Below are 22502 nucleotides of genomic sequence, written 5' to 3' on the forward strand. Positions count from 1 at the left end.
GAAAACCACGGCGTCTTCACGCGCTGGGGCTTTGTCTGGTCAGCCGACGGCGTGCATCCAGGTTTTTCGCGCACGACCTTCATCGAGATGCGCAAGGCGATCTGATACGGTTTCGGGCCTAACCCACTCGCCAGCCAACAACCGTAAAAACCACTCAAGCCCGGCCGGGCAGGACGCGGTCCGGAGGGCGGTGTCCGTCGAAGAAGGTGCGGATGTTGATCACCACCTTGTCACCCATGTCGATGCGGCCTTCGAGCGTGGCCGAACTCATGTGCGGAAGCAGCACAACCCGGCCTTCGCTGGCAAGCTTGACCAGCTTCGGATTGACCGCAGGCTCGTTCTCGAAGACGTCGAGCCCGGCACCGGCAATCTTGCCTTCGCGCAGGCACTTGATCAGTGCCGTCTCGTCGATGATGCCGCCGCGCGCCGTGTTGACGATGGTGCTGGTCGGCTGCATCAGCGCCAGTCGTCGCGCCGAGAGCAGGTGATAGGTGGCCGGCGTCGAGGGGCAGTTGACCGAGACGATATCGACGCGGGCGAGCATCTGGTCGAGGCTGTCCCAATAGGTCGCCTCCAGCCTTTCCTCGGTCTCGGTGCTGACGCGGTTGCGGTTGTGATAATGGATCGACAGGCCGAAGGCCTTGGCGCGGCGGGCGACGGCGGTGCCGATCCGGCCCATGCCGACGATGCCGATGCGCTTGCCGGAAATGCGCCGTCCCAGCATCCAGGTCGGCGACCAGCCGGCCCACTCGCCCTTGCGATCCGTCAGGATATTGGCGCCTTCGACGAGCCGCCGCGGCACGGCGAGAATGAGCGCCATGGTCATGTCGGCGGTGTCTTCGGTCAGCACGTTCGGCGTGTTGGTGACGGTGATGCCGTGGCGCGCGGCGGCATCGATGTCGATATTGTCGGTGCCGTTGGAAAAGCTGGCGATCAGTTTCAGCTGCGGACCGGCCTGCTCGATCAGGGCCGCGTCGATCCGGTCGGTGACGGTCGGCACCAGCACGTCGGCGCGCTTGACGGCGGCCACCAGCTCGGGCTGCGTGCGCGGCGTATCGTCGATGTTCAGCTCCGCATCGAACAGTTCCCGCATGCGCGTCTCGACGACGTCAGGCAGTTTGCGGGTGATGAAGACCTTGGGTTTTTTCTTCGCGGTCATGCTGCCTGCTTGCCCTTGTTGACGGGTTTTTAACCAAGATGAGTAATCGTTCTCCCTGCAGTTCCATTTTCTACCAGACCCGGTGTGGAAGACAAACAAAACTCTGGATGTTCCCAGACGATTTGCCTGGCTTCAACGGGCCTCATGAGAATTTCCTCTGCAAGCTATTGAATTTTCTCGGAAAACGGATTTCGTCATGCGTCAGTTCCTTTCCAGGCTCGCTTTCGTCGTCACCGCGACACTGTCCATTGCAGCGACCGACGTGATACCGGCCCATGCGCAGGCAGCCAAGGGCGCGAGCGGTTTGCCGCTGCCCCGCTTCGTCAGCCTCAAATCCAAGAGCATTAACCTGCGCGTCGGACCAAGTGTCGATTATGCAATCGCCTGGCGCTACCTGAGGGCCGGCGTGCCGGTCGAGATCACCCAGGAATATGACAACTGGCGCAAGATTCGCGATGCCGACGGCACCGAGGGCTGGGTCAACCAGGCGCTCCTGTCCGGCGAGCGCACGGCGCTGACCGCACCCTGGATGCGCGGCAAGGGCGATGGCGTCTTCGTCAACATGCGCCGCGATCCGCAGGCGAACGCCGGCATCGTCGCCCGCATCGAGCCGGGCGTCGTCGTCCATGTCGGCGAGTGCAATGGCGAATGGTGCCGCGCCGATGCGCAGGGCACCGATGGCTGGATTTCACAGGGTGAGATCTGGGGCGCCTATCCGGGCGAAGCCTTCAAGTAAACTGATCGCCTGGGAAAGCGGTCAGAGAAGCCCCGCTTCCGACGCCGCCGTCTTCAGCGAGATCATCGGGCGCGGTCCGACCTGCTCGATGACGATGCCGGCCGCCAGGCTTCCAAGCCTGCCGCAATCGGCAAGCGTCCTGCCCGTCGTATAGCCATGCAGGAAGCCGGCGGCATAGAGATCACCGGCGCCGGTCGTATCGACGACCCGGCCGATCGTGGTCGCCTCGACCTTCACCCGCTCCTCCCCCTTGACGATGATCGAGCCCTCTTCGCTGAGCGTCACCGCGGCCAGCTTGCAATCCTGTGCGATCTGCGACAGCGCCTGTTCGAAATCCTCGGTCTCGTAGAGCGCGAGCGCTTCGGCGCGGTTGGCGAAGACGATATCGACCGTGCCGGAACGCATCAGGTCGAGGAATTCGGCACGATAGCGGTTGACGCAGAAACTGTCGGAGAGCGTCATCGCCACTTCGCGGCCGTTCTCGTGCGCGATGCGGGCGCATTCGCGGATCGCATCCTTGGCAAGCGGCGGATCCCACAGATAGCCTTCGAAATAGGTGACGGCCGCATCCGCGACCACCGACGGTTCGACATCGTCGGGGCCAAGTTCGACGCACGCGCCGAGATAGGTGTTCATCGAACGCTCGCCATCCTCGGTGACGAAGATCATGGAGCGTGCAGTCGGTGGCTCCTTTTCGAGCGGCTTGGTTTCGAAATGAACGCCTTGGGCGCGAATGTCATGGGCGAAGATCTCGCCGAGCTGGTCGTTGGCGACCTTGCCGAAATAGGCGGCCCGTCCGCCCAGGCTCGCGACACCCGCCGCCGTATTGCCGGCACTGCCGCCGGAGGCTTCGAGAGCCGGTCCCATGCGCGAATAGAGCAGTTCGGCGCGATTGGCGTCGATCAGGTTCATCGCACTCTTGATAATGCCATTGTGAACGAGAAATGCGTCGTCACATCGCGCAATGATATCCACGATCGCATTGCCGATTGTGAGCACATCGAATTTCGTCATCCGGAACCGCCTGGAATGTTTGCCTCAGCCGGTGTCCGGTAATAGCGGATTCCGGCCAGTTTGGAAGGGGCAAGCGAAAAAGAAGCCCATGCATGCCGATTTTACTTGATATAGGAAATAAACGTTTCCTATATAGTCGACATGGAAAACAAAGCCGGCCTGCCAACACCCGACCTGCCACAGGAGACGCGCCTGCGCGGTCGCCCGAGAGAGTTCGATATCGACCATGCGCTCGATTGCGCCATCGCGGTGTTTTCGGCGCGCGGCTATCACGGAACGTCCATCAATGACCTGACGGCGGCGATGGAACTCACCCCCGGCAGCCTTTACAAAGCCTTCACCGACAAGCGCGGCATCCTGCTTGCGGCCTTCGACCGGTACCGCCTGGTGCGCAGCACCAAGCTGAAAGCGGCCATCGATCCACATCCGCTTGGCCGCGAGAAAGTCTGCGCCACGCTGCAATTCTATGCCGAGGCCGCCCATGGCGAGCACGGACAATGCGGCTGTCTCGTCATCACCACGGCGACCGAACTGGCGGCCTATGATCCGGTTGCCGTTGCGCGGGTGGAAAAGGCGCATGCTACCAACGAGGCCGTGGTGCGCGACTGCATATTGCTCGGCCAGGCCGATGGATCAATTCCGGCCGGCGTCAACGCCGACGACACTGCTCGTGCCATGCTCTGCCTGCTGCAGGGCATGCGTGTCCTTGGCAAGACCGGACGCAGTCGCGACCAGATGCTGGCGGTGGCCGCCGTGGCGATGAAACTTCTCGACTGATCAAGTCAATCTGAACAAGACAATCCGAATTTCTGCATCTGGAGACGACCGTGACCACCATTGCTGCCCCCGGCGATCTTGCCGTCGAGCCGAAACCCATGTCGTCGGCAATGACCTTCCTGCTGGCTGCCGCCTGCGGCCTGATCGCTGCCAACCTCTATTATGCACAGCCCCTGATCGGGCCGATCAGCACCTCGCTCGGCCTGTCGCCGGGCGCCGCCGGGCTGATCGTCACGCTGACACAGGTCGGCTATGGGCTTGGCCTGCTGTTCATCGTTCCGCTCGGTGATCTCTTCGAAAACCGCAAGCTGATTCTCTCGGTCATGGGGCTTGGCACGCTTGCCGTCATCGGGGCTGGGCTGGCCTCGACGCCGCTGCCGTTCCTGGCGTCGGCCTTCTTCATCGGCCTCGGCTCCGTCGCCATCCAGATCATCGTGCCCTATGCGGCACACATGGCGCCGGAAGCCCATCGCGGCCAAGCGGTCGGCAATGTCATGAGCGGGTTGATGGTCGGCATCATGCTGGCGCGGCCGGCCTCCAGCTTCATTGCCGAGTTCCTGCCCTGGCACATGGTCTTCTTCATCTCGGCAGCGGTTCTGGTCGCTCTCGCGCTGACCCTGTCGCGCGCCTTGCCGCCGCGTGTCCCGCAGACGGGGCTCAGCTATGGCGGCCTTTTGGCGTCGATGGCGCGGCTTGTCTTGACGACACCGATCCTGCGCCGCCGCTCGCTCTATCAGGCGGGCATGTTCGCCGCCTTCAGCCTGTTCTGGACGACGACCCCGCTGCTGCTGTCAGGCCCCGAGTTCGGCCTGTCACAAGGACAGATCGCGCTGTTCGCGCTGGCTGGAGCCGCGGGTGCGATCGCAGCCCCGATTGCCGGGCGGCTGGCGGATCGTGGCTGGAGCTATCTCGCAACACGGCTATCCATGCTGTCCGTCGCCGTCGCCTTCCTCATCACCCATATCGCACCGGAAGGCTCGCTGCCGGCGCTGGCTTTGCTGACGTTTGCCGCGATCCTCCTCGATTTTGGGGTCACCACCAATCTCGTTCTCGGCCAGCGCGCCATCTTCGTGCTCGGCGCCGAATACCGCAGCCGCCTCAACGGCCTTTACATGGCGACCTTCTTTGCCGGCGGCGCCATCGGTTCGGCGCTCGGCGGCTGGCTCTATGCCGAAGGCGGCTGGTGGGCGGCATCCATGCTCGGCCTCGCGCTTCCCGTCAGCGCCTTGCTTTATTCGCTCACCGAGCGCCGGCGCGCCTGATTCGGTCAGGCGGGCACGGCGGAGGCGTGAAATTGCGCGGCATATTCTGCGGTCGGCGGGATTGGCTTGATCACGTCGATCAGGACGCCATTCGGATCGGCGGTGATGAAATGCCGCTGGCCGAAATCCTCGTCACGCAACGTCAGGAGGATCGGCAGGCCCGCAGCCTGGAATTCCGCATAAAGGGCATCGGGGTCCTCGACCTCGAAATTCAGAAGCAGGCCCGAAGCCCTGCCGCGCCCTCTCTCAGGAATAGTGTGGTGGCTGCCGTCGAGGATGGCGAGCGTGACGCGTTCGTCCAGCGTCGACTGCAGGTGAACATACCACTCGGCGGTGAACAGGGCTTCGAATCGCAGATGGCGTTGATAGAAATCAGCTGTCGCCGGGACATCGTTCGTCATGATGACGGGGTAATAGGAGGTGATTTTCATGGCTTCCGTCTCCTCTGAAATTTAGATACAGTCTGCATGTGTTTTTCAAGTAACATACATACAGATTGTATGTAAAGGTGGAAATGTGAGACGCAGCAACAGCGAGCGCACGGAAACGATGCGGGCAGCTCTGATCGCGGCGGCCCGCACGCTCTTTGTCGAAAAAGGCTATGCCGACACCGCAACCCCGGAGATCGTCGCGGCTGCCGGCGTAACGCGCGGCGCGCTCTATCATCATTTCGAGGACAAGAAGGCGCTGTTTGCCGCTGTCGTTGCCAAAGAGGCGAGGGCGGTGAGCGAAGAGATAGAAAGCGCATCCTTGGGATCGGCGACGGCGCGTGACGCGCTTCTCGACGGCACCCGCGCCTATTTCGATGCCTTGGCCGCGCCGGGACGCATACGGCTCCTGCTGTTGGACGGTCCGTCCGTGCTCGAAATGGATGCTATGCAACGCCTCAATGGAGAGACATCTGAAGCCAGCCTCAAGGCAGGCATTCGCGACCTCTTCGCCGCCAGCAGAAAACCGGCGGACCGGTTGGATGCCGTGACCGATCTTCTTGGCGCGGCCTTCGACCGGGCAGTCCTTGCCATTGCAGCCGGCGCTGACCGTAAGGATTACGAACAGGCAATCGCCGCGCTGATCGACGGTCTCGTCCGATAGTTCGGGTCAGATGATCTGTGCGGGCAGCTCCACCAGCGGCGCCGGGATCGTATTGGTCTTTTCCGCCGCTCTGCAGATATCGGCGATGACGCAAGCGGTGCATTCGGGTTTACGCGCCTTGCAGCAATAGCGCCCGTGCAGGATCAGCCAGTGATGGGCGTGGTAGAGATAGTGGTCGGGAATGATCCGCATCAACTGGTCTTCCACCTCGTCCGGGGTCTTGCCCGGCGCCAGACAGAGCCGGTTGGCGATGCGGAAGATATGGGTATCGACCGCCATCGTCGATTGGCCGAAGGCCATGGACAGCACGACATTGGCGGTCTTGCGCCCGACGCCGGGCAGGGTGATCAGCTCTTCCCGCGTGCGCGGAACCTCGCTGCCGAACTCGGCGATCAGCTTTTCGCTGAGCGCGATGACGTTCTTCGCCTTGTTGCGATAGAGCCCGATCGTCTTGATGTGCTCGCGGACCTGGTCTTCGCCGAGCGCAACCATCTTTTCCGGTGTGTCCGCGGCGGCAAACAGCGCCCGCGTCGCCCTGTTGACGCCGGCATCGGTCGCCTGTGCGGACAGCGCGACGGCGACCACAAGCGTGAACGGATTGACGTGCTCCAACTCGCCCTTCGGCTCCGGCCGCTGGATCGAAAACCGGCGGAAGATCTCCTCGATTTCCGACGGACTGTAGATGGATTTCGACTTCGTCTTTGAATTCGTCTGGGCGCGGCCGGGTGTCGCGGTTTTCGCTTTTGCCGGCTGGACTGCTGATTTCGGCTTCACGTTTTTCATCCTGCATCTATAGTCATTCGTCATGAATGATGGCAACGCCGAGATGTCAGCTCTGGACCAGCCGGTGTTTTCCGCCGAGCTAACCCCCTACCGTTCGCTGGGCGTGAAGGGCCTCAAGGTCTTCTTCGCGATCGCCGGCCTGATGAGCCTTGCCCATATCTTCGTCTTCATGGTCATTGGTGCCTGGCCGATCGTGTTCTTCTTCGGGCTGGATTTCCTGCTCCTGTTCGGCGCCTTCTGGCTGAACAACCGGGCCGCCCGTGCCCGCGAGGAAATCAGCGTTTCGCGCCTGGACGTGTCAGTGCGCAAGTTCACCCCGGCCGGCCGGATGACCGAGCATCGGTTCAATCCGTTCTGGACCCGGTTCAATATCGCCCGCCACGAGGAGATCGGCATCGTCTCGATGCAAATCAGCGACCGGCGTCGGGCAACCGATATCGGCTCCTTCCTCAACCGGGACGACCGCGAGACCTTCGCCGCCGCCTTTTCCGGAGCGCTGGCCACCGTGAAACGGCGGTAACGCAATTCCAGCAAACGTGGGGACCGGTTTTGCGTCCGGAATTGCGACACTTCAAAGCAAGAATCGGGTGGCGAACACCCGGTCGGAGTGATTATCTCTGGGGCCAAGGAGATAAGCGATGAATATCACCACATCCATTCCGTCCGACATCACCCCGCAGGGCAGCGATTACGACACCGTCAGTCGCGTCGTCGAACTGCTGACCGAGACGTATCGCGACCAGCCGTCGCTCGAAAGTATCGCTGGCGAACTCGGCCAGTCACCGACGCAGTTGCAGAAGACGTTTACGCGCTGGGCCGGCCTGTCGCCGAAGGCATTTTTGCAGGCGGTCACGCTCGACCATGCCAAGCGGCTGCTGCGGCAGGAAGAATTGCCATTGCTCGAAACCAGCTACGAACTCGGTCTGTCCGGTCCGTCGCGGCTACATGATCTGTTCGTTACTCATGAGGCGATGTCGCCGGGCGAATGGAAGCTGCGTGGCGGCGGCCTGACGATCCGCTATGCCTTTCATCCGTGCCCGTTCGGCGTGGCCCTGGTCATGGTCACCGATCGCGGTCTCGCCGGCCTCGCCTTCAACGATGCCGGCGCCGAGAAGGCCAGTTTCGAGGACATGGCAAGCCGCTGGCCGAATGCTGAGTTCATCGAGGATAGCGCCGCCACAGCAGGCTATGCCGCCCGCATCTTCGATTCGCGCCAGTGGAGCGCGCAAGAACCTCTGCGTGTCGTGCTGATCGGATCGGACTTCCAGATCCGTGTCTGGGAATCGCTTCTGAAAATCCCGATGGGCAAGGCCGTCACTTATTCCGATATCGCCTCGGATATCGGCCAGCCCACCGCCTCGCGCGCCGTCGGCGCCGCCGTCGGTCGTAATCCCATCTCCTTCGTAGTGCCTTGCCACCGGGCGCTCGGCAAGAGCGGAGCACTCACCGGCTATCATTGGGGCCTGACCCGCAAGCGGGCGATGCTGGGGTGGGAAGCGGGGAAGGTGTGACGGGGGAGGCTCTCCTCACGCTCCGTCATCCCAGTGTTCGTCACAGGGATCCAGTCACCGCGCGTCTGCGCGGTGAAAGAGCCGTTCAATTTTCAAAGGGTCCTTTGACTCGACGGACGTCGGGTCGCTGGATGCCCGTGAAAGGCACAGGCATGACGGAGAACGCCTCCGTGCACGAAGGGCAATATCCAGCCCTCAATGCGCCCCGGACATATCGCCCAGAACTTCCTTGGAGGCGACGGTGGAATCGGCGTTGAGTTTGTAGACCATCGGCACGCCGGTCGCGAGGTTGAGCGCCAGGATCTGCTCCTTGGTCAGGCGATCGAGCACCATGACGAGCGAGCGCAGCGAATTGCCGTGGGCGGCGACGAGGACGTTTTCGCCGCGAAGAACGCGCGGCAGGATTTCCGTCAGGTAATAGGGCCAGACGCGGGCGCCGGTATCGCGCAGGCTTTCGCCGCCCGGCGGGGGCACGTCGTAGGACCGGCGCCAGATATGCACCTGCTCCTCGCCCCACTTGGCGCGGGCATCATCCTTGTTCAGGCCGGACAGGTCGCCATAGTCGCGTTCGTTCAGTGCCTGGTCCTTGATGGTTTCGAGACCGGGCTGGCCGATATTGTCGAGGATGAGCTTCAGCGTGTGCTGGGCGCGCGTCAGGACCGAGGTGAAGGCGATGTCGTACTTGATGCCGTATTCGGCAAGCGCCTTGCCGCCGGTATTGGCTTCCTCGATGCCGAGCGCGGTAAGGTCGGGATCCTTCCAGCCGGTGAACAGGTTTTTCAGGTTCCAGTCGCTCTGGCCGTGACGCACAAGGACGAGGGTGCCGCTCATGATGATATTCCTCCGGGGGATTTAAAGGTTCAGGACAGCCCGAGCACGTCGAGCATGGAATAGAAGCCGGGTTTCAGGTCGCGGGCCCAGAGCGCTGCCGTGACGGCGCCGCGGGCGAAGATCGACCGGTCGGTCGCGCTGTGCGACAGTGTCACCTGCTCGCCTTCGCCGGCAAGGATGACGGAATGTTCGCCGATGACCGAGCCGCCGCGCAGCGTGGCAAAGCCGATCGTGCCGGGGACGCGGGCGCCGGTATGGCCGTCGCGCACCCGCACGGAATGCTCGGCAAGACCGATCTCACGGCCCCTGGCCGCGGCTTCGCCGAGAAGCAGCGCGGTGCCGGACGGCGCATCGACCTTGTGCTTGTGGTGCATTTCGAGGATTTCGATATCCCAGTTGGCCGGACCGAGCGCCTGGGCCGCCTGCTGCGTCAGAACGCCGAGCAAGTTGACGCCGAGGCTCATATTGCCTGATTTGACGACCCGTGCATGACGGGCAGCCGCCTTGAACTTGTCCTCGTCCTCCGTCGAACAGCCGGTCGTGCCAATGACATGGACGATGCGGGCCTGGGCGGCGAGAATGGAGAACTCGACCGAGGCCGCGGGCGAGGTGAAATCGAGCACGCCTTCGGCTTCGACAAAGGCTTCCAGCGGCTTGTCGCCAATGATCACCCCGGTCGGGCCAAGCCCGGCGACTTCGCCGGCATCGCGGCCGGCGAAAGGAGAACCGGGACGTTCGATGGCGGCAAAGACGGTTGCGCCCGGCATCGCGTGAATGGTGCGGATCAGCGTCTGTCCCATCCGGCCAGCGGCGCCAACCACCACGAGTTTCATGTCCGTCCCGCTCATGCCTGCCTCGATTTCATCAGATCAGTGGTTCGGCTTCCGCCGCCGGTTGCGTCGCTGCCGTGCCCTGGAGATTGTGCAGGCGAGCGTAAAGACCGTCGCTGCGCCGCGCAAGCGCCTCATGGGTGCCTTCCTCGACAACCAGGCCGTCCTTCATGACGATGATCTTGTCGGCATTGACGACAGTCGAGAGGCGGTGGGCGATGACGACGACGGTGCGACCGCTCATGGCGTAATCAAGTGCCTTCTGCACGGCGGCTTCCGATTCGGTATCGAGCGCCGAGGTCGCCTCGTCTAGCAGCAGGATCGGCGCCTGGCGCACCAGCGCGCGGGCGATCGACAGGCGCTGGCGCTGGCCGCCAGATAGCGTCACGCCGTTTTCGCCGACCGCCGTGTCGTAACCCTGGGGCTGCATGCTGATGAAGTCATGGGCATAGGCGAGCTTCGCCGCTTCCTCGACCTCGGCATCCGTTGCTTCCGGCCGGCCGTAGCGGATATTGTCGCGGATCGAGCCTTCGAACAGATACGGCTGCTGCGAGACATAGGCGAGGCCATTGCGCAGCGATTGCTTGGTGATATGGGCAATGTCCTGCCCGTCGATCAGGATTTCGCCGCCGGAGGGATCATAGAAGCGAGGGATAAGGCTGATGACGGTTGACTTGCCGGCGCCGGAAGGGCCGACCAGCGCCGTCGTCTTGCCGCCCTCGGCGAAAAAGCTCACGCCCTTCAGGATTTCGTCGTTCTGGTTATAGCCGAAGCGCACATTGCGGAATTCGATCGAGGCCTGGTTAAGCGTCAGGGCCGTGGCGTCAGGCAGGTCGCGCTGGTGCGGGACCGTATCGAGGATTTCGTAGATCATGCGCGCGTTGACGACGGCGCGTTCGAGCGATATCTGCAGCTTGGCAAGGCGCCGCGCCGGATCGTAGGCCATCAGGAGTGCGGTGACGAAGGCGAAGAACGCGCCGGGCTGTACGCCGTTATAGATAGAGCGGAAGGCGGCATAGGCAAGCACGCTGGAAATGGCGAAGCCGGCAAAGGTTTCCGTCATCGGGGCGGTGCGTTCGCTCAGCCGGGCAATGCGGTTGGCGCGGTTTTCGGCCCGATCGATAATGCTTTCGACCCTGCCCTTCAGCTGCTCTTCCATCGTGAAGGCCTTGACGATGGTAATGCCCTGAATGGTCTCCTGCATGGCGCCGAGAACATGGCTGTTGATCTCGACGGATTCCCGCGTCGCCTGCCTCAGCCGCCGCGAAATATAGCGCAGGCCGATCAAAAGCGGCGGTGCGATGACGAAGACGATCACCGTCAGCAGCCAGTCTTTGCTGATCATCACGCCGATCAGGGCGATGAGGGTCAGGAAGTCGCGCGCAAGCGAGGTGACGGTCATGTTCAGGACGTCACGGATGCCCGAGACGTTCTGGCTGATCTGCGCCGAGATCCGCGCCGAACGGGTGTCGCTGAAATAGCCGACGCTGAGCGCCATCAGATGCGAATAAAGCCGGCGCTGGTAGCTGGCGACGATGCTGTTGCCGATCTTCGACAGTGCCACGGCCTGGCCATAGGTGGCAAAACCGCGCAGCACGAAAGCGATGAAGATGGCGCCGCAGATATAGACGACGATATCGGCCCGCTTATTGGCGAAAGCCTCGTTGACCACCGATTCCATGATCCAGGCGGTAAAGGCCGTCGACGCCGCAATGACGGCGAGGCAGGCGATGGCGAAGATATAGCCACGCAGATGCGCACGGCCGTTTTCGGCGATGACCCGCTTGAGCACGCTGGTAATCGTCTCGCGGTCAACGGCTGGCAGCTTTGTCTTGGCTTGTTTCAAGCGTGTTTCCTTAAAGCCCGGTGCATGCCCGTGAGCATCCCGTTTTCCCGCGCTCTATAGTCCCTTGCTCCCCGTTTGGCGAGTCCAAGCGGCTGGCCCCGCCTCAAGTTCTCCAGCGCCGTCCCTCAGTTGCCACACCGAACCGGGACGGCGTGCGCGAATAGGCGGCAAGGCCGGAAAGGGCGGCCGTTGGATGAGTGACCACGAAGGTCGGGATTGTTTTCAGCAATGCGGAATGCGGGGCCTTGTCCTCGAAGGCCTGGCGGAATTCCGGCTTTTTCAGCGCCGGCAGGATCTTCTGCGAAATGCCGCCGGCGAGGAACACCCCGCCGCGCGCCATGAAGATCATCGCCATGTCGCCGGCGACGCGGCCGAGATAGGTCGAAAACAGCGAAACGGTCTCGGCGGCGGCCTCGTCGCTGCCGGCGAGTGCCGAGGTTGTCACCGCCGCCGGATCGGCCAGATGCGCATCCCGGGCCTTCGATTCGCAGACGGCGCGGTAGATGTTCATGATGCCGCGGCCGCAAAGCAGCTGTTCGGCGGAAATGCGCCCCTCGATCGGCTCGAGGAAAGGCCAGATTTCATAGTCGCGTTTAGAGCGCGGTCCGACATCGACATGGCCGCCTTCGCCGGGAACCGGAATCCAGGCGTGCTGGGCATGAACGAGGCCGGCGACACCGAGGCCGGTGCCGGGGCCGAGAACGGCGCAGGAGGCGGATTCGAGAATGGAGCCGGGGCCGATCTGTTCGCGGCCTTCCTCGCCGATCGAGGCAATGGCGAGCGCCTGCGCCTCGAAATCGTTGATGATGATCACGTCTTCCAGCGACAATGCCTTCAGCATGACCTTGGGCTTGATCACCCAGCCGGCATTGGTGAGCGGAATGTCGTCGCCCTTGACGGGGCCGGCGACCGCGATGATGGCGGAGCGCGGCTGCACCGAGGTCTTGTCGAGAATGCTGGTCTGCAGCGCTTCCTCGATGCTGGCATAGCTTGTCGTCGGGATGATCGGAAACATCTTCGGCTCGGCGAAGGCGTCGGTCAGCAGGCCGAAGCGCGCATTGGTTCCGCCGATATCGCCGATCAGGATCGGGAACGTCAGGTTGCTGTCGGTGTCGGTGAACGAGGGCATGGAATGTTCCGTTGTGATCGCGCGGACGTCGAGCTTGATGGGAAAGCTTTATCAGGGATGGTTGAAATCGATCAACCGTTCAGCGGTCGCCCGGTTGAGCGCCATCGGAATATCGTAGACGGTGGCCAGCCGCATCAGCGCCTTGACGTCGACATCGTGCGGCATGGCGGTCAGGGGGTCTGTGAAAAAGATGAGCATGTGGACATCGCCTGTGGCGATCATCGCGCCGATCTGCTGGTCGCCGCCAAGCGGGCCGCTCTTCAGGCGGATGACGTCAAGGCTGGGGCAGGCCTCCTGAACCCGACCGCCAGTGGTTCCGGTCGCGACGATCTTCCAGTTGGCAAGCACAGCCTCATTGGCCTGCGCAAACGTCGCCAGATCGTCCTTCTTCTGATCATGCGCAATCAGCGCCACGCATTTTGTCATTCGTCCCACCCCCGCGCCAGTCGGCGTCGTCGATCTTTAAATCGATTTGATTTTCTCTACATGAGCGGCGGACGCTTGGAAAGACCGGCGGAACGCGCAGGCTTTGATCTACTGCACTGGCCGGACAAGCGGCACCGGAACGTCGCTGTCGGGCAGGTCGCCCGAAGCATTGATCACCTGTTCGATCGCCGTATTGCCGGCTTGCGGCTCTGGCGCGACATAGGCATTGCCATAGGTCGCCGATTGCTCGGAATTCGCAGGCGCAGCCAGAACGGCCGTGCAGGCTTTGGGCAGATCGGACAGCATCGTGAATTTCGGCTTCACGGGCTTGGCGTTCGGGTCCTTCTTCGGCTTCGCCCAAGGCTCCTTGGTGAACCACCAGGCCAGCGACTTGTCGCAGCCGTCGCCCCTTGCCACCGGTGCCTGCGCCTTGCAGCCGGATGCGCCCGGCGGGCAATGCATGCGGATGTGGAAATGTTCGTCATGGCCATAGACCGGGCGCACCTTGCCGAGCAGGTCGCGGTCGCCGGTCCAGGTGTCGCAAAGCTTCTTCTTGATCGCCGGGTTGACGAAGACGCGCTCCACCTGCGGATAGCTCGCCGCCTGCATCACCAGCTGGGCGTGGATCGGCGTCCAGCGGGCCGGATTGACGGTCAGGAACTTGCTCTTGTCGAGCATGGAGACGAACGGCATGTCCTCGCGGGCCTGCGCGGTCAGCGGCTGGGAGGGCTTCGACTGGAACCAGATATCCGCGTCGAGCCCGACCTGGTGGGAGGCGTGCCCGGTAATCATCGGGCCGCCGCGCGGCTGCGAGATATCGCCGATGAGGATGCCCGAGCCCCAGCCGAGACGGACGGCGTCCTGCGAGAATTTTTCGAGAAGCTGGATCATTGCCGGGTTGCCCCAGCGGCGGTTGCGCGACAGGCGCATCGCCTGCCAGGTCGGCCCATCGGTCGGGATCGCCACGGCGCCGGCCATGCAGCCCTTGGCATAGAATCCGAGTGGGCTGGCGGCTGCGAGGCTCGGCAGCTTGACCTTGCCGAAGATCTGTTTGGCGGGCGTTGCGTCAGCCGCCGCCGCATCGCCGGCGATGAGGCTGAAACCACAGAGCGCAGCAAGCGCGATCGTTCCCAAATGCCGAATGAAACCTGCCTGCATTCCCGCCATTGTCCGTCCATTCCCGATGATCAAAGCATGCCGGGCCTGCGGCAAAGCCGAAACGCCGGGTACCCTCGGCTGCATTGACACACTCTCTTTGTGTCAGCCTTGTGGGACACGCGACCGTGATCCAAAAAAAATGCCCGATTTGAGACGGCTTCTGTCAATTGCCCGGATTTTGCCTATTCTGTCCGCCAAGCAAGACAAGAGCAAAAACGGTATGCGGGGTATTGGCATGAATTTCAGAAACGCGCTGACCATGGCGGCATTGGCGCTGGTGTCATTGGCGGCTGTGCCGTCCATCGCCCAGGAGCAACTGGCGTGGCATCAGGGCACGGCAACGATTGGCGAACTGAAATACAAGGATGGTTTCTCCCGCTTCGATTACGTCAATCCGGATGCGCCGAAGGGCGGCCATATCAATCTGGCCGCGTCGGGTACGTTCGATTCCCTCAACCCGCTTCTTGCCAAGGGTGAGCAGGGTGCGGGAATCTCGGCGCTGACCTTCGAGACGCTGCTCAAGCCATCCATGGATGAGGTCGCCTCCGACTACGGCCTTCTGGCCGAGGCTGTCGCCTATCCGCATGATTTTTCCTATGTCAAATTCCGGCTGCGGCCCGAGGCGAAATGGCAGGATGGCCAACCGGTGACGCCGGAAGATGTTGTCTTCAGCTTCGATCAGGTGAAAGCCAATGATCCGCAGAAGGAATTCTACTACAAGCACGTCACCAAGGCCGAAAAGACCGGCGACCGAGAAGTGACTTTCTCTTTCGATGAAAAGAGCAATCGCGAACTCCCCAAGATCGTCGGCGAATTGGTGATCGTCCCGAAACACTGGTGGGAAGGCACGGACGCCAAGGGCGAACAGCGCGACATTTCGAAAACCTCGCTTGAAATTCCGATGGGATCAGGTCCCTACAGGATCGCGTCCATGACGCCTGGGGCGACCATCCGCTACGAATTACGTGACGATTATTGGGGCAAGACCCTCAACGTGAACATCGGCCAGAACAATTTCGGCTCGATCAGCTATGCCTATTATGCCGATCTCGGCGTGTCCTTCGAAGCGTTCCGTTCCGGCAATGCGGATTACTGGTGGGAGAATTCCGCCAAGCGCTGGGCGACGTCCTATGATTTTCCGGCGGTCAAGGATGGCCGCATCAAGCGGGAGGTGCTCGACAACGATTACCGCAACAGCGGTATCCTGGTTGGCTTCATTCCCAACCTCCGACGTGAGAAATTCCAGGACGAACGGGTCCGCGAGGCCCTCAACTACGCGTTCGATTTCGAGGAATTGAAGCGGACGATCTTTTATAACCAGTATGACAGGATCAACAGCTACTTCTTCGGCTCCGAACTCGCGTCCGGCGGACTGCCGCTAGGCCGCGAACTCGAAATCCTCAACGAGTTGAAGGATCAGGTGCCGCCACAGGTTTTTACCACCGAATACAAGAACCCGGTCGGCGGCGACCAGACGAAGCAGCGTGACAATTTGCGCAAGGCAATCGCCCTGTTCAAGGAAGCGGGATACGAACTCAAGGGCAACCGTATGGTCAATTCGAAGACTGGGGAACCTTTCAGTTTCGAAATCCTGCTGGATGGCCCGACGATCGAGGTCGTGGCCCTGCCTTTCGCCCAGAATCTGAAGAAGATCGGCGTGCAGGTGAACGTGCGCACAGTTGATTCCTCGCAATACACCAACCGTTGGCGTTCGCGTGATTTCGACATGATTTATCTGGGCTGGGGCCAGTCGCTCAATCCCGGCAACGAGCAGGCGGAATATTGGGGATCGGATTCAGCCAAGCGTGACGGTTCGCAGAATTATGCGGGCATCAGCGATCCCGGCATCGATGCGCTCATTCGGCGGATCATCTTCGCCAAGGATCGCGATGAACTGATTGCGACGACGAAGGTACTCGACCGGGTGCTTCTGGCGCATCACTACGTCATCCCGAGCTATACCGGTCGATATTCCCGCATCGCCTATTCGAGCAATCTCATCCGTCCTGCGGAACTGCCGAAATATGCTGTCGGTTTTCCGACGATCTGGTGGTCGAAAGACGCCGCGGCGCAATGAAAGCCTTGCACAGGGCTCACTGCGTACTCCAAATGCAGTTATGCGAATCAATGCGGGTGCCGGTGTCAGCCGGCGTCCTGAAGGAGATCAGCGGATTGACGACGATGAGGCGGGTTGCCGCTAACAGCGGATCGGATCGGATTGCCGGACAGGCCGGGGAGCAAATCTGATGGGCGCCTATATCCTGCGCCGGCTGCTGCTGATGATCCCGACGATCATCGGCATCATGGCCATTTCTTTCGCCGTCATCCAGTTCGCGCCCGGCGGTCCGGTAGAGCAGGTGATCGCCGATCTGACGGACCAGAACCAGGGCGGCGACCGCCTGTCGGGTGGCGGCAGCGATCTGGCCGGACAGCAGTTCGGCGGAGACGACTCCTCCGGCAAATACCGTGGCGCCCAAGGTCTCGATCCGGATTTCATCAAGAAGCTGGAAAAGCAGTTCGGCTTCGACAAGCCGCCGCTGGAGCGCTTCGGCCAGATGATGTGGAACTATATCCGCTTTGATTTCGGCGAAAGCTTCTTTCGCAATACCTCGGTCATCGATCTCATCCTCGACAAGATGCCGGTGTCGATTTCGCTCGGCCTCTGGATCCTGTTGTTCTCTTATGCGATTTCCATTCCACTCGGCATCAAGAAGGCCATATCGGACGGCTCCACCTTCGATGTCTGGACCTCGGGCATCATCATCGTCGGCTATGCGGTGCCGGGTTTCCTGTTCGGCATCCTCTTGATCGTGCTGTTCGCAGGCGGTTCCTTCTTCGACTGGTTTCCGTTGCGCGGTATCGTCTCGGACAATTTCTATCAACTGAACTGGTGGCAGAAGATCCTCGATTATTTCTGGCACATGACCTTGCCGCTGATCACGCTGCTGCTGTCGGCCTTCGCCACCACGACGCTTCTGACAAAGAATTCCTTCATCGACGAGATCAAGAAGCAATATGTGACGACGGCAAGGGCCAAGGGCCTGAACGAACTACAGGTGCTTTACGGTCATGTTTTCCGAAACGCCATGCTGATCATCATCGCCGGTTTTCCGGCAGCCTTCATCACGGCCTTCTTCACCGGGTCGCTGCTGACGGAATATATCTTCTCGCTCGATGGGCTTGGCCGGCTTGGTTATGACGCCATCGTCAAGCGGGACTACCCGATCGTGTTCGCGACCCTCTACATCTTTTCGCTGATGGGCCTGCTGGTCGGTCTCCTGTCCGATCTGGTCTATACCTGGGTCGATCCACGCATCGATTTCGACCGGAGGGATGTCTGATGGCCGACATTACCGCCAACCCGGCCATTGTCACCGGTACTCCCGGCCGCCTGTCGCCGGTCAATCGTCGCCGCTGGGAAAACTTCAAGGCCAATCGCCGGGGCTCTTGGTCCTTCTGGATATTCCTCGTGCTGTTCGCCTTGAGCCTTTGCGCCGAGTTCATCGCCAACGACAAGCCGGTTCTTGCGTCCTACAAGGGCGAAATCCTGGTGCCGGTGCTGGTCGATTACCCGGAGGAAAAATTCGGCGGCTTTTTGGCCCAGACCGACTATAGGTCCGATTTCATACGCGACGAGATCGAGGCCAATGGCTGGATGATCTGGCCACCGATCCGCTACTCCTACCAGACGGCCAACTCGAATATTCCCCACTCCGCACCAACGGCGCCCTTCTGGCTGATGGACAGCCAGGAGCGCTGCTCCGGCTATCCGCAAGGGGCCGACGATCCCGCCTGTACGCTCGGCAATCTCAACTGGCTCGGCACCGACGACCAGGCCCGCGACGTGACCGCGCGGATGATCTATGGTTTCCGCATCTCCGTTCTCTTTGGTCTGATGCTGACCGTTGCGTCTGCGGTCGTCGGTGTGACCGCCGGTGCGGTGCAGGGCTATTTCGGCGGCTGGACGGACCTGCTCATGCAGCGCTTCATCGAGATCTGGTCGTCCATGCCGGTTCTCTACATCCTGCTGATCATCGCGGCGATCCTGCCGCCCGGCTTCTTCGTGCTGCTTGGCATCATGCTCTTGTTCTCCTGGGTCGGTTTCGTCGGCATCGTGCGGGCCGAATTCCTGCGCGCCCGGAATTTCGAATATGTCCGCGCCGCGCGGGCGCTCGGCGTCAACAACCGGACGATCATGTTCCGCCATCTCCTGCCCAATGCCATGGTGGCGACGCTGACCTTCCTGCCGTTCATCCTGTCGGGCTCGATCACCACACTGACTTCGCTGGATTTCCTCGGCTTCGGCATGCCGCCGGGCTCCGCCTCGCTCGGCGAACTGATCGCCCAGGGCAAGTCCAACCTGCAGGCGCCCTGGCTCGGCCTCACCGCCTTCGTCGTCATGTCGGTCATGCTGTCGCTGCTGATCTTCATCGGCGAGGCTGCCCGTGACGCGTTTGATCCAAGGAAGACGTTCCGGTGAGCACAGCGATGACAGACACACTTCTTTCCGTGCGCAACCTGTCGGTCGCCTTCCATCAGGGGGGCAAGACGTCGACGGCGGTGGACGACATTTCCTTCGATATCAAACGCGGCGAAGTCGTCGCGCTGGTCGGTGAATCCGGCTCGGGGAAATCGGTGTCGGCCAATTCCATCCTGAAATTGCTGCCCTATCCGGCCGCCAGCCATCCGAGCGGCGAAATCCTCTTCAATGGCAAGGACCTGATGAAAGCGTCGGACGCGGAGTTGCGCCAGGTGCGCGGCAACGACATCACGATGATCTTCCAGGAGCCGATGACCTCGCTCAACCCGCTACATTCGATCGAGCGGCAGATCGCAGAAATCCTCGACCTGCATCAGGGCATCAAGGGGCCGGCTGCCCGCATCCGTGTGCTCGAACTGCTCAACCAGGTCGGCATCCGCGAGCCGGAAAAGCGTCTCGCCGCTTATCCGCACGAACTGTCCGGCGGCCAGCGCCAGCGCGTGATGATCGCCATGGCGCTTGCCAACCGGCCCGAACTGCTGATCGCCGACGAGCCGACGACGGCCCTCGACGTCACCGTCCAGGCACAGATCCTCGAGCTTCTGAAGACGCTCAAGGACGAACACGGCATGTCGATGCTGTTCATCACCCATGATCTTGGCATCGTCCGCAAGATCGCCGACCGGGTCTGCGTCATGACCAAGGGCAGGATCGTCGAGACCGGGCCGACGGCGGAGATTTTCGCCAATCCGCAGCACGAGTATACGCGTCATCTGCTCGCATCCGAGCCCAGGGGCGCACCGCCCGTTTCCGATCCGTCGAAGCCGGTGGTGATCGAGGCCAGGGATATGAAGGTCTGGTTCCCGATCAAGGCCGGCTTCCTGCGGAAGGTGGTAGACCACGTCAAGGCGGTCGATGGCATCGACCTGACGCTGCGGGCCGGACAGACGCTTGGGGTCGTCGGCGAATCGGGATCGGGCAAGACGACGCTCGGCCTCGCGCTCACGCGGCTGATCTCCTCGCAGGGCCGCGTCAGCTTCATCGGCAATCACATAGAGGACTATTCGTTCAAGCAGATGCGCCCGTTGCGCAGCCGCATGCAGATCGTCTTTCAGGATCCGTTCGGGTCGCTGAGCCCTCGCATGGCCGTCAGCGACATCGTCGCGGAGGGCCTGAAGGTTCACGAACCATCGCTGTCGGAGAAGGAGCGCGACGCGCGCGTGGCGGCAGCACTTGAGGAAGTCGGGCTGGATGCTTCCACCCGCTGGCGCTATCCGCACGAGTTCTCCGGTGGCCAGCGCCAGCGTATCGCCATTGCGCGCGCCATGGTTTTGAAACCGGAATTCGTGATGCTCGACGAGCCGACATCGGCGCTCGACATGAGCGTGCAGGCGCAGGTGGTCGATCTCCTGCGCGACCTGCAGGCCAGACACGCGCTTGCCTACCTCTTCATCAGCCATGACCTCAAGGTCGTGCGCGCGCTTGCCAATGACATGATCGTCATGCGTCAGGGCAAGGTGGTGGAGCAGGGGCCATCGGAGCGCATCTTCAATGCGCCGCGGGAAGATTACACCAAGGCGCTGATGGCCGCTGCTTTCGACATGAAGGCCGTCAACGTACCCGCCGTTCACCAGTAGAGTTTGTTTCATGCCATCCAGAAGCCCCGTCATCATCGACCTGAAATTCATTCCGCGGGAAGTGGAGGACGGGCTGAAGGGAGCGTTTCCCGGCCGCGAAGTCATCAACCTCGCCGATCCCCGGCATAAGGGCCGCGACCTCGCCGGCATAGACTATGCCGTCGTCTGGAAATCCGATCCCGACCTGTTTTCGCGTGCCTCCCACCTGAAGGTGGTTTTTTCCGGCGGTGCCGGCGTCGATCATGTGCTGAAGCTGCCGGGGCTTCCCGATGTGCCCCTGGTCCGGTTCGTCGATCGCAGCCTGACGACGCGGATGAGCGAATGGGTGGTGATGAACTGCCTGCTACACCTGCGCCAGCACCGCACCTATGAGGCTCGGGCCAAGGCGCATGTCTGGGAGGACCTGAGCCAGCCAGAAGCCGCCGAGATCACCGTCGGTGTCATGGGGCTCGGTGTGCTCGGCCAGGACGCGATCGCCAAACTCCGCGTCATGGGCTTCAGGGCCATCGGCTGGTCACGCTCGAAGAAGGTGATCGACGGCGTTGAGACTTTCGACGAAGCCGAACTCGATGCCTTCCTCGGAAAGACCGATTTTCTGGTCGGCCTGCTGCCGCTGACGCCGGAAACGACGGGCATCTTCAACGCATCGCTGTTTTCGAGGCTCAGCCGCAAAGGCGTGTTCGGCGCGCCGGTCTTCATCAATGGCGGCCGCGGCGGCAGCCAGGTCGAGGCGGATGTTCTGGCGGCGCTCAGATCCGGGGTGCTTGGCGGCGCCTCGCTCGATGTGTTCGAGCAGGAACCGTTGGGCAAGGACAGTCCTTTCTGGGACATGGACAATGTCTACGTCACTCCGCATGTGGCGGCATCATCGGACGTCAAGGCGCTGTTCGTCGCCGTCGAACGTCAGATAGATCGCTTCGAAAACGGCCTGCCCCTCGAGCATCTGGTGGATCGCAAAGCCGGCTATTGATCAGGGTCGGCGATAGCCGGTCGGCCGGTTGTAGAGCCAGCCGATCCGCTGGATCGATTCGTCCAGCCCCTCGTGTGAAACGGTCATCGTATGGCCGTTGGCGTGCAGCAGGGTCCTGTCGTCTTCCATGATCGCCACATGACCCTTCCAGAAGACGAGGTCGCCCCGGCGCAGTTCATCGCGATCGATCTCGGTTCCGAGCTCGCTTGCCTGCATGTCGGTGTCGCGCGGCGCCGTGCGGCCCGTCATCATCATCGAAAGCTGCACCAGCCCCGAGCAATCGATACCGAAGCCGGAGCGTCCGCCCCAGAGATAGGGCGTTTCGAGAAACCGCACGGCGATATCCACATAATCGCCGGAAAGCGGCTTTCCGACCTCGGCGCAATGGTTCGCAATGACGGCCTGTCCGCCTTCCAGCAGGAAATAGCGCGTTCCCCGCGTCTCCCGCTCGTCGATGACGGCGATACGGTTGCCCATCGACAGGGCCTGGATCGTCGGGAATTTCAGGTCCGGCCCGGAATAGATGAAGGTGCGGGGTGCAGTGACGATATGGGTCAGGCTGCGCAGGACCGGCGACACCGCATAATCCGGGATGTAGCCGACATAGCCATCGAAATCGGCCTTCACCCAGGCCCAGCCACCGCTTGTGTCGAGCACGCGCACGGTCTCTCCCAGCAGCAACTCGGTATCGGTACCGCATTCAAGCTCCGGCCGTGCCCGCATCTGCACGACGGGAACGCAGATCACGCCGGCGGCCCCGGCAACATAATGTGGAGTTTCGACTATGCCGCGCAGGCGCTCTTCGGCGAGATCGGGACGAAAGGCGTTCAGCCGGCGGTCGGGAAGGTCTGGCATGGGGCC

General features: G+C 61.9%; 22 protein-coding genes and 1 pseudogene. 12 read left to right on the plus strand and 11 right to left on the minus strand.

What is annotated here, in order from left to right:
* Positions 1 to 105 (plus strand): annotated as a pseudogene (locus tag VL202_RS13605) (GNAT family N-acetyltransferase); the annotation flags it as partial.
* A gap of 49 nt (positions 106 to 154) precedes the next feature.
* Here VL202_RS13605 and VL202_RS13610 read toward each other — a convergent pair.
* On the minus strand, positions 155 to 1159 hold the full coding sequence (locus tag VL202_RS13610) for a D-glycerate dehydrogenase (RefSeq protein ID WP_325464649.1): 1005 nt from the start codon (positions 1157 to 1159) through the stop codon (positions 155 to 157).
* A 196-nt stretch (positions 1160 to 1355) separates the two neighbouring features.
* Between VL202_RS13610 and VL202_RS13615 the strand changes: the two genes are divergently transcribed.
* A complete protein-coding gene (locus tag VL202_RS13615) occupies positions 1356 to 1895 on the plus strand; it encodes an SH3 domain-containing protein (protein WP_325464650.1) in 540 nt (179 codons plus the stop codon).
* Between the two features lie 21 nt (positions 1896 to 1916).
* Here VL202_RS13615 and VL202_RS13620 read toward each other — a convergent pair whose 3' ends face one another.
* On the minus strand, positions 1917 to 2909 hold the full coding sequence (locus VL202_RS13620) for an adenosine kinase (protein ID WP_325464651.1): 993 nt from the start codon (positions 2907 to 2909) through the stop codon (positions 1917 to 1919).
* A 141-nt stretch (positions 2910 to 3050) separates the two neighbouring features.
* Here VL202_RS13620 and VL202_RS13625 point away from each other — a divergent pair, with 141 nt between their 5' ends.
* Both VL202_RS13625 and VL202_RS13630 read left to right on the plus strand, forming a co-directional pair.
* Positions 3051 to 3686: a TetR/AcrR family transcriptional regulator gene (locus tag VL202_RS13625; RefSeq protein WP_325464652.1), complete on the plus strand. Its 636-nt coding sequence runs from the start codon at positions 3051 to 3053 to the stop codon at positions 3684 to 3686.
* A gap of 50 nt (positions 3687 to 3736) precedes the next feature.
* Positions 3737 to 4948, plus strand: coding sequence for an MFS transporter (locus tag VL202_RS13630; protein ID WP_414692858.1), 1212 nt, complete (start codon positions 3737 to 3739; stop codon positions 4946 to 4948).
* Positions 4949 to 4953: 5 nt separating this feature from the next.
* Here the strand turns inward: VL202_RS13630 and VL202_RS13635 are convergent, their stop codons facing one another.
* Positions 4954 to 5379, minus strand: a complete 426-nt coding sequence (locus VL202_RS13635) for a VOC family protein (protein WP_325464653.1) — start codon at positions 5377 to 5379, stop codon at positions 4954 to 4956.
* 118 nt (positions 5380 to 5497) lie between these two features.
* Between VL202_RS13635 and VL202_RS13640 the strand changes: the two genes are divergently transcribed.
* The gene (locus VL202_RS13640) at positions 5498 to 6040 is read left to right on the plus strand and encodes a helix-turn-helix domain-containing protein (RefSeq protein ID WP_325464687.1); all 543 of its coding nucleotides are present in this window, start codon (positions 5498 to 5500) and stop codon (positions 6038 to 6040) included.
* Positions 6041 to 6046: 6 nt separating this feature from the next.
* Here the strand turns inward: VL202_RS13640 and nth are convergent, their stop codons facing one another.
* The gene (gene nth / locus VL202_RS13645) at positions 6047 to 6823 is read right to left on the minus strand and encodes an endonuclease III (protein WP_325464654.1); all 777 of its coding nucleotides are present in this window, start codon (positions 6821 to 6823) and stop codon (positions 6047 to 6049) included.
* A gap of 22 nt (positions 6824 to 6845) precedes the next feature.
* Here nth and VL202_RS13650 point away from each other — a divergent pair, with 22 nt between their 5' ends.
* Positions 6846 to 7343: a DUF2244 domain-containing protein gene (locus tag VL202_RS13650; protein ID WP_325464655.1), complete on the plus strand. Its 498-nt coding sequence runs from the start codon at positions 6846 to 6848 to the stop codon at positions 7341 to 7343.
* A 118-nt stretch (positions 7344 to 7461) separates the two neighbouring features.
* A complete protein-coding gene (locus VL202_RS13655; protein ID WP_325464656.1) occupies positions 7462 to 8334 on the plus strand; it encodes a bifunctional helix-turn-helix domain-containing protein/methylated-DNA--[protein]-cysteine S-methyltransferase in 873 nt (290 codons plus the stop codon).
* A 195-nt stretch (positions 8335 to 8529) separates the two neighbouring features.
* Here VL202_RS13655 and VL202_RS13660 read toward each other — a convergent pair whose 3' ends face one another.
* The 6 genes from VL202_RS13660 to mepA form a co-directional block, all read right to left on the minus strand.
* Positions 8530 to 9165 (minus strand): 2,3-bisphosphoglycerate-dependent phosphoglycerate mutase, encoded by a 636-nt coding sequence (locus VL202_RS13660; RefSeq protein ID WP_325464657.1) that lies wholly within the window; start codon positions 9163 to 9165, stop codon positions 8530 to 8532.
* A gap of 29 nt (positions 9166 to 9194) precedes the next feature.
* Positions 9195 to 10013 (minus strand): 4-hydroxy-tetrahydrodipicolinate reductase, encoded by an 819-nt coding sequence (gene dapB / locus VL202_RS13665; RefSeq protein WP_325464658.1) that lies wholly within the window; start codon positions 10011 to 10013, stop codon positions 9195 to 9197.
* 16 nt (positions 10014 to 10029) lie between these two features.
* On the minus strand, positions 10030 to 11841 hold the full coding sequence (locus VL202_RS13670; protein ID WP_325464659.1) for an ABC transporter ATP-binding protein: 1812 nt from the start codon (positions 11839 to 11841) through the stop codon (positions 10030 to 10032).
* 103 nt (positions 11842 to 11944) lie between these two features.
* Positions 11945 to 12970 carry a glucokinase gene (locus VL202_RS13675; protein ID WP_325464660.1) on the minus strand — a complete coding sequence of 342 codons (1026 nt, stop codon included), beginning with the start codon at positions 12968 to 12970 and terminating at the stop codon, positions 11945 to 11947.
* Positions 12971 to 13021: 51 nt separating this feature from the next.
* A complete protein-coding gene (locus tag VL202_RS13680) occupies positions 13022 to 13396 on the minus strand; it encodes a methylglyoxal synthase (protein WP_325464661.1) in 375 nt (124 codons plus the stop codon).
* A gap of 108 nt (positions 13397 to 13504) precedes the next feature.
* Positions 13505 to 14554 (minus strand): penicillin-insensitive murein endopeptidase, encoded by a 1050-nt coding sequence (gene mepA / locus VL202_RS13685; protein ID WP_325464662.1) that lies wholly within the window; start codon positions 14552 to 14554, stop codon positions 13505 to 13507.
* A gap of 220 nt (positions 14555 to 14774) precedes the next feature.
* On the opposite strand from mepA, the gene VL202_RS13690 reads away from it, so the two are divergent.
* From VL202_RS13690 to VL202_RS13710, 5 genes are all read left to right on the plus strand, one after another.
* Positions 14775 to 16631 (plus strand): extracellular solute-binding protein, encoded by a 1857-nt coding sequence (locus tag VL202_RS13690; protein WP_414692860.1) that lies wholly within the window; start codon positions 14775 to 14777, stop codon positions 16629 to 16631.
* Between the two features lie 169 nt (positions 16632 to 16800).
* Entirely contained in the window at positions 16801 to 17895 is a 1095-nt protein-coding gene (locus tag VL202_RS13695) for a microcin C ABC transporter permease YejB (RefSeq protein WP_325464664.1), read from the plus strand.
* Complete coding sequence (locus tag VL202_RS13700) at positions 17895 to 19034, plus strand: ABC transporter permease (protein ID WP_325464665.1); 1140 nt, start codon at positions 17895 to 17897, stop codon at positions 19032 to 19034. Before VL202_RS13695 ends, VL202_RS13700 begins: the two co-directional genes overlap by 1 nt.
* Before the next feature lie 8 nt (positions 19035 to 19042).
* Complete coding sequence (locus tag VL202_RS13705) at positions 19043 to 20671, plus strand: ABC transporter ATP-binding protein (protein WP_325464666.1); 1629 nt, start codon at positions 19043 to 19045, stop codon at positions 20669 to 20671.
* Between the two features lie 10 nt (positions 20672 to 20681).
* Positions 20682 to 21641 (plus strand): glyoxylate/hydroxypyruvate reductase A, encoded by a 960-nt coding sequence (locus VL202_RS13710; protein ID WP_325464667.1) that lies wholly within the window; start codon positions 20682 to 20684, stop codon positions 21639 to 21641.
* On the opposite strand, the gene VL202_RS13715 is transcribed toward VL202_RS13710, so the two are convergent.
* Entirely contained in the window at positions 21642 to 22496 is an 855-nt protein-coding gene (locus VL202_RS13715; RefSeq protein ID WP_325464668.1) for an NlpC/P60 family protein, read from the minus strand.
* Between the last annotated feature and the right edge of the window lie 6 nt (positions 22497 to 22502).

The organism is Pararhizobium sp. (genome assembly GCF_035497515.1).
Taxonomy (GTDB): domain Bacteria; phylum Pseudomonadota; class Alphaproteobacteria; order Rhizobiales; family Rhizobiaceae; genus Pararhizobium.